The sequence below is a fragment of the Frigoribacterium sp. MCBA15_019 genome (assembly GCF_001864945.1).
Classification (GTDB): domain Bacteria; phylum Actinomycetota; class Actinomycetes; order Actinomycetales; family Microbacteriaceae; genus Frigoribacterium.
Genome location: NZ_MJGS01000001.1, coordinates 445,520 through 459,646, shown reverse-complemented (window position 1 = coordinate 459,646; position 14,127 = coordinate 445,520). Strand labels below are relative to the sequence as shown.

Below are 14,127 nucleotides of genomic sequence, written 5' to 3'. Positions count from 1 at the left end.
GGAGGCGCGGGTCCTCCCCAGCCCCACCGCGCCTCCTCGTCCTCCCGCGGTCGGCCCACCGGGTCGGTGCGGTCGGTGGCGCGATCTAGAATCGACACGTGCCCGGCCTGATCAAACGCAACGACATCGACGAGGTCCGGTCGCGCACCAACATCGCCGACATCGTCGGCGACCACGTCACGCTCAAGGGTGCCGGCGTGGGGTCGCTCAAGGGCCTCTGCCCGTTCCACGACGAGCGCAGCCCGAGCTTCCACGTGCGGCCCCAGGTGGGTCGATACCACTGCTTCGGCTGCGGTGAGGACGGCGATGTCTTCAGCTTCGTGATGAAGACCGACCACACGACCTTCCAAGAGGCGGTCGAGCGCATGGCGGCGCGCATCGGCTTCGAGCTGCACTACGAAGACGGCGGTCAGGCCAGCGACCACGGCAACCGGGCGCGACTGATCTCTGCGAACGAGGCCGCCCGCGAGTTCTTCGTGGACCACCTGACGGCCGCCGACGCCGAGCCCGCCCGGCGCTTCCTCGGCGAACGGGGTTTCGACCCGGCCGCGGCCGAGAGGTTCGGCGTCGGCTTCGCTCCGAAATCGTTCGACGCCCTGCGGTCTCACCTCAAGGGGCTCGGCTACCGCGACGAAGAACTCGTCACCGCGGGGCTGCTGAGCCAGGGCGACCGCAGCCCCTACGACCGCTTCCGGGGGCGGCTCGTGTGGCCGATCCGCGACGTCACGGGGTCGACCATCGGGTTCGGCGCCCGTCGACTGCTCGAGGACGACAAGGGCCCGAAGTACCTCAACACCCCCGAGACGCCGATCTACCACAAGTCCCAGGTGCTCTACGGGCTCGACCTGGCCCGTCGTGACATCTCGAAGGGCAAGCAGGTCGTCATCGTCGAGGGCTACACCGATGTCATGGCGTGCCACCTGGCCGGGGTGACGACGGCCGTGGCGACGTGCGGGACGTCGTTCGGCGTCGACCACATCAAGCTGCTGCGTCCGATGCTCGGTGACGTCAGCGGGGCCGACACGTCGACCGGCGGCGAGGTGGTGTTCACCTTCGACCCCGACGAGGCGGGCCAGAAGGCGGCGTCCCGCGCGTTCGCCGAAGAGCAGCGGTTCGCCGCACAGACCTTCGTCGCCGTCGCTCCCGACGGGCTCGACCCGTGCGACCTCAGGCTGAACCGTGGCGACGACGCCGTGCGTCGGCTGATCTCGACCAAACGTCCGATGTTCGAGTTCATGATCCGTCGGCTCATCGACGGGCACGACCTCGAGACGGTCGAGGGTCGCGTGTCGGCGCTCCGGGCGGCCTCCCCGGTGGTGGCCGGCATCCGTGACCGGTCGATGACGCAGGGCTACGTGCGGTCGCTGGCGGGTTGGCTGGGGCTCGACCCGGCCGACGTGGCGCGGTCCGTCGACGACGCAGGTCGCGCCTCCTCGGCCCAGAACGCGCTCGAGCGGTCGCAGCCCAAGAGCGTCACCGACGGCCGGCAGTCGATCACGAGCCTGCCGCCGGTGCCCGACGAACCGGCCGGCCCGAGCCTGCTGACGCTGCCGGGCGACCTGACCACCCGGACCGAGCGCGACGCGCTCATGGCGATGCTGCAGCACCCGGCGACGGTCGGCTTCGAGCTCATGCAGCGGGCGGCCCGGGCACGCATCGAGAACAGCGCCCTGGCGGTCGTCCGCGACGCGATCGGGGCGAGCCTCGACCGCTTCGACTCGGCCGACTGGCTCGACGTCGTCCTCGGCCAGACCCCGTCGCCGTTCGACGCCCTCGCCAAAGAGCTCGCCGTCGCCCCCATCCCCGAGCGTGAGGGGCGCGAGATCACGACCTACTGTCGCGGCATCGTCGTCTCGATCGTCGAACGCGACCTGATCCGTGAGAAGTCCGAACTGCTCGGGCAGTCCTTCCGCACCGACGTGAAGTCCGAGCCCGAACGCTGGCGCGAGATCCAGGTGCGCATCGCCGCGGTGGAGGCCGAGCGCCGGTCCATCCGTCAAGAGTGACGCCGTCGGCCGTGTCTCCGGTCTCGGTTTCTGAACGCGCATACATCGCGTGCGCCCACCAGCGGGCCCGACCGGACCAGCTGGCAAGGGTTCGTTGCGGGCCTGTAAACAGTTGCGCGATGAGTCCGTCTCAGGCTCACGTGTGTGTTACCAATGGACGTTCCCTGAAACGGCCGCGTCCACAGCACGGCCCGGGGCTCCTTGCACACAGAGAAAGAGGTAACCGGATATGACATCCGACTCCACGCTCGCCCGACGCGCTCTCGCCGTCGTCGGTGGCGCCGCTGCCACCGCACTCGTCCTCTCGGGCTGCGCCTCCGGTGGTGACGCGACCGACGCCCTCGACGGTCTCAGCATCGGCACGACCGACGTCATCACGTCGCTCGACCCGGCCGGTTCGTACGACAACGGCTCGTTCGCCGTGCAGAACCAGGTGTTCGGCTTCCTGACGAACGCCCCGTACGGCAGCCCCGACGTCGAGCCCGACCTGGCCGAGTCCGCCGACTTCACCAGCCCGACCGAGTACACGGTCAAGCTGAAGGACGGACTGACCTTCGCGAACGGCAACGCGCTCACCTCGAGCGACGTCAAGTTCAGCTTCGACCGCCAGCTGGCCATCGCCGACCCCAACGGCCCGTCGTCGTTGCTCGGCAACCTGGCGAGCACCGACGCCCCGGACGACACGACCGTCGTCTTCACGCTCAAGTCGGCCGACCAGACCTGGCCCCAGGTGCTCTCGAGCCCCGCCGGGCCCATCGTCGACGAGGACGTCTTCTCGGCCACCGGGCTGACCGACGCCGACGACATCGTCAAGGGCAACGCCTTCTCGGGCCAGTACACGATCACCGACTACTCGCAGAACGAGACGATCGCCTACGCGGCGAACGACGCCTACGACGGCGTGCTCGGTGCTCCGAAGACCGACTCGGTCACGGCGACGTACTACACCGAAGAGACCGACCTGAAGCTCGCCGTCCAGAACGGCGACGTCGACGTCGCGAACCGCAGCCTGAGCCCGACCGACCTGGCCGACCTGGCCAAGGACGACGCACTCACCGTGCACAACGGCCCCGGCGGCGAGATCCGCTACCTGGTGTTCAACTTCAACACCATGCCCTACGGCGCCACGCAGCCCGACGCCGACCCGGCCAAGGCCCTGGCCGTGCGTCAGTCGGTGGCCGACACGGTCGACCGTGCCGCCCTCGCCAAGGACGTCTACAACGACACCTACACGCCGCTCTACTCGGTCGTCCCCGACGGCCTGACCGGCGCGACCAAGCCCCTCGAGAGCCTCTACGGCGACGGCCAGGGCGGCCCCGACGTCGACAAGGCCGCCGCGGCCCTGTCGGCCGCCGGCGTCAGCACCCCGGTGTCGATCGACCTGCAGTACAGCCCCGACCACTACGGTGCGTCGAGCGACGAAGAGTACGCACTGATCAAGTCGCAGCTCGAGGCGAGCGGCCTGTTCACCGTGAACCTGCAGTCGACCCTCTGGGACACCTACAGCACCGAGCGCCGCGAGGACGCCTACCCCGTGTACCAGCTGGGTTGGTTCCCGGACTTCTCGGACGCCGACAACTACCTGACGCCGTTCTTCAGCGCGGACAACTTCGTCGGCAACCACTACGACAGCCCGACCGTCCAGGGTCTGCTGACGCAGGAGATCGGCGAGCAGGACGCCTCGGCCCGTGAGGCGACCATCGGCCAGATCCAGGACGCCGTCGCGGCCGACCTGCCGACGCTGCCGCTGTTGCAGGGCACGCAGGTCGTCGTCTCGCAGTCCGACGTGAAGGGCGTGGACGACACGCTCGACGCGTCGTTCAAGTTCCGTTACGGTGCGCTGAGCCGCTGACGCGCCTCCCCGTCTCCTGAGCCCCGCCGGTCCGCCGGTCGGTCTCGGGGGCCGGGGGACTCCGCACCACGGCCGTACGCCGAGGGGGCGACCCGCGACACCGCGGGGCGCCCCCTCCGGTCTGCGACCGGCACCACACCATCGAAAGGCCCAACGACGTGACCCTGATCACCGACGGCTCCCTCACGGCGCCGCCCACCTCCAGCCCCGGGAAGTCCCGAAGTTCCGGGGGCGGCGGCCTCGGACGCTACATCGTGATCCGCGCGATCCTGATCGTGCCCACCGTGTTCATCCTCGTCACGCTCGTGTTCTTCCTGATGCGCGTGGTCGGCAACCCGATCACGGCCTCCGTCGGCGGCCGTCTCACCGAGGCGCAGCTGCAGGAGCGTCTCGCCGCCGCCGGCTACGACCGCCCGGTGATCGTCCAGTACCTCGAGTACCTCGGCCAGATCGTCCGGGGCGACTTCGGCACCACCGCGACCGACAACCGCGAGATCAGCGGCATCCTGCTCCAGTACGGCAGCGCCACCATCGAGCTCGTCTTCTACGCGTTGATCGTCGCGCTCGTGCTGGGCATCCCCCTCGGCATGCTCGCCGCCTACGTCCGCGACCGCTGGCCCGACGCCATCCTGCGCGTGCTGGCGATCCTGGCCTACGCGACCCCGGTCTTCTTCGCCGGCCTGCTGCTCAAGCTGACCTTCTCGGTCTGGCTCGGCTGGCTGCCCCTCGGCGGTCGTGCCAGCACGCGCGTCGCGATCGCGCTGGGTCGCATCGACAACCCCACGGGCATCTACATCGTGGACGCCCTGCGCACCGGCAACTCGACGATCATCGTCGACGTCCTCTCGCACGCCGTGCTGCCCGCCCTCGCGCTCGGCGTCCTGACCGCCGGCATCTTCCTGCGCCTCGTGCGCACCAACGTCATCGGCACGCTCGGGTCCGAGTACGTCGACGCGGCCCGGTCGCGGGGCGTCAGCGAGTTCCGGCTCGTCCGGGCGCATGCGCTCAAGCCCGCCCTCATCCCGATCATCACCGTCATGGGCCTCCAGATCGCGATGCTGCTCGGCGGCTCGGTGCTGACCGAGACGACCTTCGGCTGGCGCGGGCTCGGCTTCCAGCTGCAGCAGTACCTGTCGGCCCGCGACTTCATCGCCGTGCAGGGCATCGTCGCCGTGCTCGCCGTGATCGTCGCCGTGACCAACTTCGTGGTCGACGTGATCGCCGCCCTGATCGACCCCCGCGTGAGGTACTGACCATGACCGATGCAGCCGTCGCGGCCGACCGCCGCGAACCCCTCTACAAGCGCCTCCCCGTCGTCGCCCAGATCCGCCGCTCGGTGGGACTGCAGCGCGGCATGCTGCTGACCGGCGTCGTCATCGTCGCCGTGTTCGTGCTGCTGGCGATCTTCGCCCCGCTCATCGCCCCCTACGGCTTCGGCCAGCTGCGCGGTGCCACCGAGGCCTTCCCGCGCCAGGCGCCGCCCTCGGCCGAGCACCTGTGGGGCACCACGGTCGGCGGCTACGACGTGTTCAGCCGTGTCATGTGGGGCACCCGCACCGCCGTGGCCGTGGTCATCGTGGCCGTGGTGCTGTCGATCACGATCGGCGTGACGCTGGGCCTGATCTCGGGCTACCTCGGCGGGTGGCTCGACCGGGTGCTCGTCGTCATCGCCGACGCGGTCTACGCGTTCCCGTCGCTGCTGCTCGCCATCGTCGTCTCGATCGTCATCAGCGGCGGCCAGTCGAGCCTCTGGGGCGGCATCGTCTCGGCGGGCATCTCGATCACCGTGGTCTACGTCCCGCAGTACTTCCGGGTCGTCCGCGCCGAGGCCACGAGGCTCAAGGCCGAGGCGTTCGTCGAGTCCGCCAAGGTGAACGGCAGCAGCACGGGCCGCATCATGTTCAAGCACGTCCTGCGCAACGCCACGCGCAGCCTGCCCCTGATCCTCACGCTCAACGCGTCCGAGGCGATCCTGACCCTGGCGGCCCTCGGCTTCCTGGGCTTCGGCATCGGCCCGACCGCGGCCGCCGAGTGGGGCTACGACCTGAACCGCGCCCTGTCCGACACGGCCAGCGGCATCTGGTGGACCGGCGTGTTCCCCGGTGCGGCGATCGTGCTGATGGTGCTCGGCATCACGCTGATGGGCGAGAGCCTGAACGACCTGGCCGACCCGCGCCTCCGGACCCGCCGTCGCGCGAAGCGCAAGACGAAGGCCACCCGAGGTGCCGAGCAGGCCCCGACCACGACGAACGACGAGGTGACCGCATGACCGCCGACACGACCACGACCGGCCGACCGGCGGCTCCGCGCGACGAGCGCCCCGTCGCCGTCGGCATCACCGACCTCGAGGTGACCTTCGCGACCGACGGTGGCGACGTCGCCGCCGTGCAGGGCGTCACGCTCGACGTCCGCGCCGGCGAGGTGCTGGCGATCGTCGGCGAGTCCGGCAGCGGCAAGACCGTAACCGCCAAGACGATCCTGGGCCTGTTGCCCGAGACGGCGGTCGCCACCGGTGCGGTGCTGCTCTCGGGGCAGAACGTCCTCGAGGTCGGCCCGAAGAAGGTCCGCGAGCTGCGCGGCACCGACGTCGCCATGGTCTTCCAGGAGCCGTCGACCGCGCTCAACCCCGTCTACACGGTGGGCTGGCAGATCGCCGAGGGCCTGCGGGCCCACGGCAAGGTCGGACGCAAGGAGGCGCGGGTCAAGGCGATCGACATCCTGCGTCGCGTGGGCATCCCCGACCCCGAGACCCGCGTGGACTACTACCCGCACCAGTTCTCGGGCGGGCAGAAGCAGCGCGTGGTCATCGCGATGGCGCTCGTGCTCGACCCGTCGGTGATCGTCGCGGACGAGCCCACCACGGCCCTCGACGTGACCGTGCAGGCCGAGATCCTCGACCTGCTGCGCCGCTGCCGCGACGAGTTCGGCACGGCCATCGTCCTGATCACGCACAACATGGGCGTCGTCGCCGACCTCGCCGACCGGGTCGCGGTCATGTACCTCGGCAAGGTCGTCGAGCAGGCCCCGGCCGTCGAGCTGTTCGCGAACCCGCAGGACGACTACACCAAGCGCCTCCTCGGCTCGGTGCCGAAGCTCGAGGCCCGCGGTCACACGCAACAGGAGCAGCCCGCCGACAGCGAGGTCGTCGTCCGCGCCCGCGGACTCGAGATCGAGTACCCGGGCCGCCTCGGCCGCGGCGGCTTCCGGGCCGTCAAGGGCGTCGACTTCACGATCGCCCGCGGCGAGGTCCTCGGCCTGGTCGGCGAGAGCGGTTCGGGCAAGACCACGATCGGGCGGGCCATCGCCGGGCTGACGAAGGTCACCGGCGGGTCGCTCGAGGTGCTCGGCATCGAGATGAACGGGGTGCACGAGCGTGACTTCAAGCCGAAGCGCGCCGACATCGGCTTCGTCTTCCAGGACCCCGCGTCGAGCTTCAACCCGCTGCTGACGATCGCCGAGTGCGTGGCCGAGCCGCTCATCGTGCACGGTCGTGCGAAGGACGCCCGGGCCGCCCGTCCGCGTGTGGACGAACTGCTCGAGGCGGTGCAGCTGCCGAAGTCGTTCGCCGACCGCTACCCCCACGAGCTCAGTGGCGGGCAGCGCCAGCGGGCGAGCCTCGCCCGGTCGCTCGCCCTCGACCCGACGTTGCTGATCGCGGACGAGCCCACCAGCGCCCTCGACGTGTCGGTGCAGGCCCGTGTGCTCGAGCTCTTCACCGAGCTGCAGGCACAGCTGGGCTTCGCCGCCCTCTTCATCAGTCACGACCTCGCCGTCGTCAACATGCTGGCCGACCGGATCGGCGTGCTGTTCCACGGTGACCTGATCGAGAGCGGACCGAACGACCAGGTCCTCGGCGCACCCGAGCACCCCTACACGCAGCGCCTGCTGGCGTCGTTGCCGGTGCCCGATCCGATCGAGCAGGCCTCGCGTCGTGAGCGGTTGGCCGCCCTGGACCGCCGGGCGGCGGACGACGCCGCCCTCGGCACCGCCACCGACGGGGCGGCCTGACGGTGTCGGGTCGCGAGCTCGACCTCGACCAGCCGGTCGTCACCGACGACCTGTCGTTGCTCTACCCGGCGCGGGCGGGCCACCCGGCCGTGCGAGCCGTCGACGGTGTGACCCTGCGGGTCGAGCCGGGAGAGATCGTCGCCGTGCTCGGCGAGAGCGGCTCGGGCAAGTCGACGCTCGCGATGGCCCTGGCCGGACTGACCGGCACGGGACGCGTCGACGAGGGGCGCCCGCGTCTGGTCGGCGGTACCGCGCGCGTCTTCGGCCAGGACGTCGGCAAGCTCTCGGGCCGACGGCGCGACCGGCTCTCGGCCATGGTCGGCTACCTGGCGCAGGACGACGGCGAGCGGCTGAGCCCCGACCTGACCGTCGGCGAGGCCATCGCCGAGCCGATCTACCTGCGCGACCGGAAGTTCGACCGCACCGAGGCCGGGCGCATCGTCGCCACGCTCGTCGACGGCGTGCACCTGCCGCTCGGCACCATGCTCAAGCAGACCTGGGAGCTCAGCTCGGGTCAGCGCCAGCGCGTCGCCCTGGCGCGCAGCCTCGTCCTCGAGCCGCCCCTGCTGATCGCCGACGAGCCCGCTCGCGGCGTCGACGTGCTCGTCCGCCAGGCCGTCCTCGACGTGATCAAGAACCTGCACGAAGGGCGTCAGTTCTCGGCGCTCGTGGTCACCTCGTCGGTCGCCGAGGCGCGGGCGATCACCGACCGAGTCGCCGTCATGCGGGGCGGTCGTCTGGTCGGGCTGGGCGACATCGACGACGTGCTCCGGACCGGCATCGACCCGTACGTCAAGGTGCTCTCGCAGACCACGCCGATCGACATCATCCGCCCCGAAGAACGCGAGTCCGGGCGTCCCCTCGACCCCGACGCCGAGCGCCGCGGCGACCAGGCGCCGTGACCACCGAGCCGGCCTCCGGCCCCGCCCTTGCGGACGACGCCCCCGCCGCGGCGGACGACGCCCGCGAGACGAGCCCAGGAGGCGCGCGCGGCCACCGTGCGGTCGTCACCCCGGGCCCCGTCCTCGCGCCGGGGCGTCGCCCGACCCCGGGCGCCGTCTCGGTGGCCCCCCGCCCGACCCCGGTCTTCGTCGACGCCGTGCGCGCCGGGGGAGCGGAGATCGTCCCGCTCGGCCCGGACACCCGTGGACTGGTCTGGCTCTCGTACCGCGACCCCGACGGCCTCGCGCGGGCCCTGGACGAGAACCCGGGCGTCGAGTGGGTGCAGCTGCCCTACGCCGGGGTCGACGCCTTCGCCGAGGTCATCGCCGCGCGCTCCGATCGCCCGCTGCCGCTCTGGACCAGCGCCAAGGGGGCGTTCGCCGAGCCCGTGGCCGAACACGCCCTCATGCTGGTGCTGTCGTTGCTGAGGGTCGTGCCCCAGCGTGTGCGCGCGACGTCCTGGGCCACCGAACAGCAGGGCCGCTCGCTCTACGGTCGGCACGTCGTCGTCGTCGGCGCCGGCGGCATCGCGATCGAGTTGATGCGCCTCCTGGCCCCGTTCGACGTCCGCGTGACGATCGTGCGCCGGTCGATCGAGCCCGTGCCCGGGGCCGACCGCACGCTCCCCGTCGAACGCCTGGACGAGGTGCTGCCCACCGCCGACGTCCTCGTCCTCGCCGCTGCGGCCACGCCCGGCACGTCGGGCCTCCTCGACGCCCGTCGGCTCGCCCTGCTGCCCGAGACGGCCGTGCTCGTGAACGTCGCGCGGGGCAGCTTGGTCGACACGGACGCCCTGGTCGACGCGGTCCGCGCCGAGCGCCTCTGGGGAGCCGGGGTCGACGTCACGACGCCCGAGCCGCTCCCCGACGGTCACCCGCTCTTCGGCGAGCCGCGCGTCATCGTCACGCCGCACCAGGCGGACACCCCCGAGATGACGGCCCCGTTGCTGGCCGAACGCATCCGGCACAACGTCCGGGCGTTCCTCGGCGACGGCGAGTTCGTCGGGGTCGTCGACCCGCACGACGGGTACTGACGTCGGGGTCGCAGGCGTCCGACGCGCCGCCTCGCCACCGTGGTCCGTCGGGGCCTCAGATCTTTGCTAGAGTTGTATCCGCTGTCACGGACGAAAGTCCGGGGCGGTTGCCATTCCTCGATAGCTCAATTGGCAGAGCAGCCGGCTGTTAACCGGCAGGTTGTTGGTTCGAGTCCAACTCGGGGAGCGAAGGCCCAGAGGCTCCACCCTCTGGGCCTTTTCTCTTTCCCGGTCCGTCGCAGGCTTTCTTCTCTCGCCCGTTCCGTCCCAGGGCCGAACGCGACGGAGGCGCGTCCTGCGGTTCGCAGGACGCGCCTCCTTCGTCTCGGGTCGGCTCGGTCCGAGGTCAGTCCTCGAGGTGGTCGACGCCCGGCAACCAGGTGCTGCCCGGCTGGCCCCAGCCCTTCTTGCGGACGGCCTTGGCGGCCGCCTTGTGGAACGGGTGCTCGAGCCGGTCCGCGTAGAGGATGCCGTCGAGGTGGTCGTACTCGTGCTGGAAGATGCGGGCGAGCCAGCCCCAGGCCTCGATCTCGACCTCGTCGCCGTCGAGGTCGGTGGCCCGCAGCACGACGCCGTCGGCGCGGCGCAGCGGGAACCTCTCGCCCGGCAGCGACAGGCAGCCCTCGGACTCGGAGTCGTCGTCGAGCGGCTCGATCGAGAGCGGGCTCTGCCAGAGCGTCGGGTTGATCGCGACGCCCCGCCACAGCTCGCCGTCGTCGTCGGTCCACGAAAAGACGAACAGGCGCTTGCCGACGCCCACCTGAGGGCCCGCGAGGCCGACGCCCGGGGCGGCGTCCATCGTCTCGAACATGTCGGCGACGAGCGCGCGCAGCTCGTCGTCGACGGCGGTCACCTCGGAGGCGGGGGAGTGGAGCACGGGGTCACCCGTGATGGAAATGGGTCGAACGGCCATTCGTCCAGACTATCCAGCGCCACGGCGCTAGCGTGGACGCCGTGACGACGGACATCGGGGAGCTCACCCAGCAGGTATCCCTGACCCCCTACCAGGCGCTCGGTATCCCCATCGCCCTGATCGGCGCCGTGTTCCTCTCGATCGGTGCGCAGCTGCAACACCAGGGCGTCGCCAAGGTCGAGCGGCGGATCGGTGCGGCCAAGAGCGGCATGAACGTGCGCCAGGTGCTCGCCCTGGTCGGCCGCCCCTCGTGGGTGCTGGGCACGCTGATGCTCGGCCTCGCGATCCTGTTCCAGCTGACCAGCCTGCGCATCGCCCCGTTGCTCGTCGTGCAGCCGCTCGGTGCGGTGGCGCTCGTGATCACGGCGGTCCTCAACTCCCGGTCCACCGGGCGACGGCTCGACCGTCGCGCCAAACGGGCGATCCTCTTCTGCGTCGGCGGGGTCGGGCTCTTCGTCACCGTGGCGGCCTTCACGGCCATCGAACCCGAGATCACGACCCGGCAACTCGTCACCGTGCTCGTCGTCCTCGCCGTCGTCGGAGCCGTGCTGGGCGTCGCCTTCGCCCTGCTGCGTCGCCGCCGCAGCGCGCTGTTCTACATCATCGCGGCGGGAGTGCTCTACGGCTTCGTCGCCACCCTCGCGAAGGTCGTCCTCAACCGCGTCTTCGCCGGCAACTTCGACTGGTTGACGATCGTCTGCATCGTCTTCCTGCTCGCCGCGGGCCTGCTCGGCGGGTACTTCGTGCAGAACGCCTACTCGTCCGGGCCGCCCGACCTCGTCATCGCCGGCCTCACCGTCGTCGACCCGCTCATCGCGGTCGGCATCGGCATCGTCGTGCTGGGCGAGGCGCAGAACGCCCCCGCGATCGCCGGGGTCTTCTTCGTCATCGCAGCCGCGATCGCGGTCTACGGCGTGTTCCAACTCGCCAAATACCATCCCCAGACCCGAGCCTGAGCTACCGTGGGGTCGTCTCGTCCGTCGGTCTCCCGACCGTTCGGATGCCTGACGCGACGCACACCTCACCGAGCACGAGAAGGACGCCACGACCCGTGACACCTGCCCCGACGCCCTCGGAACCCGGCCGACCCGACGACGCGACGTCGGACGCCGACGCGACCCGCGCCTCCTCGGGGCCGTCCGACCGGCTGACCGTCCTGATCGCGGGCGACACGTTCCCGCCCGACGTCAACGGCGCTGCCAACTTCACCGAGCGGCTCGCCGTGGGCCTGGCCCAGCGCGGCCACGACGTGCACCTCATGGTGCCGGCGGCCAGCCGCCACCACGGCACCTTCCTCGAGCAGCACGGCGGCGTCACGTTGACCGTCCACCGGCTGTACTCGACCCGCTGGCCGCTGCACGACTGGTTGCGCTTCGCGACCCCGTGGCGGGTGCAGGAGCACGCCGAGAAGATCTTCGACGAGATCCACCCCGACGTCGTGCACATCCAGTCGCACATCGTGATGGGCCGAGGCGTGGCCCAGGTCGCCGAGCGCCGGGGCGTGCGCATCGTCGCGACGAACCACTTCATGCCCGAGAACCTGCTCGAGCACACCGGCCTGCCCAAGGGCCTCCGGGCGAAGGCGACCCAGATGGCGTGGAACGACGCGAGCAAGACGTTCCGCAAGGCCGCGGCGATCACGACGCCCACGCAGAAGGCCGCGACGTTCCTCGAGAAGTCGGTCGCGGTCACCGGTGTGCTCGCCGTCTCGTGCGGCATCGAGGCCGGCCACTACACCGCCCTCGACACCCGTCCCGAAGAGAACCGCATCGTGTTCGTCGGCCGGGTCACGGCCGAGAAGCAGATCGACGTGCTGCTCAAGGCCATGACGTTGCTCGACCCGGCCCTCGGTGCGACGCTCACGATCGTCGGTGGCGGCGACCTCTTCAAGCAGCTGCAGGCGACCAGCCGTGACCTGGGTCTGGCCGACGTCGTGACCTTCGTCGGGTACCTGTCCGACGACGAGTTGCGCCACACGCTCACCGAGTCGACGGTGTTCGCGATGCCGTCGATCGCCGAGCTGCAGAGCATCGCCAGCCTCGAGGCCATGGCCTCGGGCCTGCCGATCGTGGTGGCCGACGCGATGGCCCTGCCGCACCTGGTCGACGAGGGCGAGAACGGCTACCTCTTCCGTCCGGGTGACAGCCGCGACCTCGCCGACAAGCTCACGACGGTGCTGACCGCACCCGACGACGAGTACCTCGCCATGCGCCGGGCCAGCCTGAAGATGATCGAGGGGCACGACATCGAGCGCACGCTGAGCGTGTTCGAGAGCCTGTATCGTGGTCAGCCGGTGGTCCCCTCCACCGACGCGGCGTCCGACCGCGCGCACTGACGGTCGACCGCGGCACCGCCCCGGCCGACCCCGGTTCGCACCGATGGGCCGTCGCGAGGGGCGGTAGCTCAGCCGGTTAGAGCAGTCGACTCATAATCGATCGGTCACGGGTTCAAGTCCCGTCCGCCCTACTCGGCGTCTTCGGGCGCGATTCGTCACCGCCCTGTCGGCCCTACCGGCTCGTGCGGGCGCCGAAGCACACGGCTTGCCCCGCCGGCGCCGGCTCGGTCAGCCCCTCGCAGGGCACGGGCCTCCGGGCCTGCTGTGAGCGCGGCCGCGTCGTCGCGTGGTGCGCGCCGTGCGTGGCACGATGTCGTCCATGTTCACCAAGCGGCCCCGACGGCCGGAACCCGAACCCGACGCCTGGGGCGGCGATTCCTCCGACGACGAGGGTCGATCCGGTCCGGCGCGCATGGGGGTGGGGGCGCAGGTGTACGTGCTCGACTCGGACGAAGACCCGGCGACGCCGTTCCCGTACGGCCCGACCGGCATCGTGGTCCGGGCCGGCGGCAGCGCGTGGCAAGGTGTGTCGGCGATCGGCGGATCGGCCCGCACCTGGTGGGTCGAGTTCGACTCGCCCCAGATCGACCGCGACGGCGACGGACCCGTCTCGCAGGCGCAGGTCGCGGAGCGCTGGCTGCGCCTCGCCCCCCTCGCCTGACCGCCGCCCCCGCCGCACCCCTGCGCCGTCGGACCCCCGCACCGCCGGACCGCCCTCCGCTCCGCACGGCCGCCCGGCTCGCACGGCCTCTCGTCCCCCGCCAGCCTCACCCGTCCTTCCCGCACGACCTTCCCTCCCGCGCACCCCAGCCCTCCGGCCCCTCCCGCTTCGGACCCCGTCGGGTGGTCGGCAACTCCTGTCTCCTGTGGCACCGGTCGCCGTGGGTCCTGTGTTTCCGGGCCTGGGCTTTGTCGGTGCAGCGCGAGTCCGGAGTTGCCGACACGGGCCGGTAACTCCTGTCTCCTGCGGCACCGGCCGGCGCAGGGCCCGAGTTTCCGGGCCAGGGTGTTGGCGGTGCAGCACCCGTCCGGAGTTGC

Annotated in this window: 11 protein-coding genes and 2 tRNA genes; 12 read left to right on the top strand and 1 reads right to left on the bottom strand. The window is 71.0% G+C overall.

Annotated features, from left to right (window positions below; all coding sequences use genetic code 11):
• The first annotated feature begins 98 nt into the window (after positions 1–98).
• The 8 genes from dnaG to BIV04_RS02160 all read left to right on the top strand — a co-directional run bounded on the left by dnaG (position 99) and on the right by BIV04_RS02160 (position 10,028).
• Positions 99–2,006, top strand: a complete 1,908-nt coding sequence (gene dnaG / locus BIV04_RS02195; protein ID WP_071253748.1) for a DNA primase — start codon at positions 99–101, stop codon at positions 2,004–2,006.
• A gap of 229 nt (positions 2,007–2,235) precedes the next feature.
• Positions 2,236–3,858, top strand: a complete 1,623-nt coding sequence (locus tag BIV04_RS02190) for an ABC transporter substrate-binding protein (protein ID WP_071253746.1) — start codon at positions 2,236–2,238, stop codon at positions 3,856–3,858.
• A 158-nt stretch (positions 3,859–4,016) separates the two neighbouring features.
• Complete coding sequence (locus BIV04_RS02185) at positions 4,017–5,111, top strand: ABC transporter permease (RefSeq protein WP_055972446.1); 1,095 nt, start codon at positions 4,017–4,019, stop codon at positions 5,109–5,111.
• A gap of 2 nt (positions 5,112–5,113) precedes the next feature.
• Positions 5,114–6,127: an ABC transporter permease gene (locus tag BIV04_RS02180; protein ID WP_071253744.1), complete on the top strand. Its 1,014-nt coding sequence runs from the start codon at positions 5,114–5,116 to the stop codon at positions 6,125–6,127.
• Positions 6,124–7,866, top strand: coding sequence for an ABC transporter ATP-binding protein (locus BIV04_RS02175; RefSeq protein ID WP_083396062.1), 1,743 nt, complete (start codon positions 6,124–6,126; stop codon positions 7,864–7,866). The genes BIV04_RS02180 and BIV04_RS02175 overlap by 4 nt, the downstream gene beginning before the upstream one ends.
• Positions 7,867–7,868: 2 nt before the next feature.
• Complete coding sequence (locus tag BIV04_RS02170) at positions 7,869–8,768, top strand: ATP-binding cassette domain-containing protein (RefSeq protein ID WP_143048509.1); 900 nt, start codon at positions 7,869–7,871, stop codon at positions 8,766–8,768.
• Between the two features lie 161 nt (positions 8,769–8,929).
• On the top strand, positions 8,930–9,841 hold the full coding sequence (locus BIV04_RS02165) for an NAD(P)-dependent oxidoreductase (protein WP_071254651.1): 912 nt from the start codon (positions 8,930–8,932) through the stop codon (positions 9,839–9,841).
• Between the two features lie 114 nt (positions 9,842–9,955).
• Positions 9,956–10,028: transfer RNA gene (locus tag BIV04_RS02160), tRNA-Asn, on the top strand.
• Positions 10,029–10,187: 159 nt separating this feature from the next.
• On the opposite strand, the gene def is transcribed toward BIV04_RS02160, so the two are convergent.
• Positions 10,188–10,754 (bottom strand): peptide deformylase, encoded by a 567-nt coding sequence (gene def / locus BIV04_RS02155; RefSeq protein WP_071253740.1) that lies wholly within the window; start codon positions 10,752–10,754, stop codon positions 10,188–10,190.
• A gap of 41 nt (positions 10,755–10,795) precedes the next feature.
• On the opposite strand from def, the gene BIV04_RS02150 reads away from it, so the two are divergent.
• From BIV04_RS02150 to BIV04_RS02135, 4 genes are all read left to right on the top strand, one after another.
• Positions 10,796–11,710, top strand: coding sequence for a DMT family transporter (locus BIV04_RS02150; protein WP_071254648.1), 915 nt, complete (start codon positions 10,796–10,798; stop codon positions 11,708–11,710).
• A gap of 95 nt (positions 11,711–11,805) precedes the next feature.
• The gene (locus BIV04_RS02145; RefSeq protein ID WP_255364115.1) at positions 11,806–13,089 is read left to right on the top strand and encodes a glycosyltransferase; all 1,284 of its coding nucleotides are present in this window, start codon (positions 11,806–11,808) and stop codon (positions 13,087–13,089) included.
• Between the two features lie 57 nt (positions 13,090–13,146).
• Positions 13,147–13,220 (top strand) — tRNA-Ile (locus BIV04_RS02140).
• Between the two features lie 188 nt (positions 13,221–13,408).
• A complete protein-coding gene (locus tag BIV04_RS02135; protein ID WP_143048508.1) occupies positions 13,409–13,750 on the top strand; it encodes a hypothetical protein in 342 nt (113 codons plus the stop codon).
• Positions 13,751–14,127: the final 377 nt, after the last annotated feature.